General features: G+C 60.4%; 1 protein-coding gene. It reads right to left on the reverse strand.

Annotation, left to right across the window (positions count from 1 at the left end; genetic code table 11):
* A partial coding sequence (locus AC0QH1_RS10200; protein WP_324630978.1) for a hypothetical protein occupies nt 1-556 on the reverse strand: 556 nt, incomplete at both ends.

A 556-nucleotide genomic window follows, 5' to 3' on the forward strand; every position in this document is an offset into this window, starting at 1 on the left:
TTATCGGTATTTTCTTGCAGGAGTTGTTGCAGTTGCCGGTTTTCCCGTTCGAGGCGATCGCGATCGGCTTGCAATCCGCGAATCAGTGCCGCCGCTTTATCCGCTTCTTTCAGTTGGGCGCTCAGGTCGCGCACCTGCTTTTCTAACTCCGCCACCCGGTCGGATTGCGAGACTACTGCGGGGGTGAAGTTCTGCTGGCGCAAGGCGTTGTCCAAGTGGCCCTGCTGCGGGATAATTTTCCCCTCTTTCGCATCTTCCCGGGGGAGATAATGGACTCCGGCGCGCAACTGTTGGGACGGCTCTAGGGGGTCTTCCGGTGCGGCGGAGTTGGGTTTGGTCCGGCGGGCTGGTTGTTTCGCAGGATCCAGCAACTTTTCGGCGTCCCAGTCGGTGAGGTGGCGAACCGCCTCGAGGAGGTGGTTGGTGAGGACTGCGGGGCTTTCCCCTTGGTGGGCTAAACGCGCCGCTTCCGCTTGCAAGGTGGCGAGGTCTTCTGAGGAAGCGCCATAGGTCTTGGCCACTAACTGCCAATCGGCTTGGGTTGCTGAGTCCCCCA

Source organism: Phormidium sp. CCY1219 (assembly GCF_055795085.1).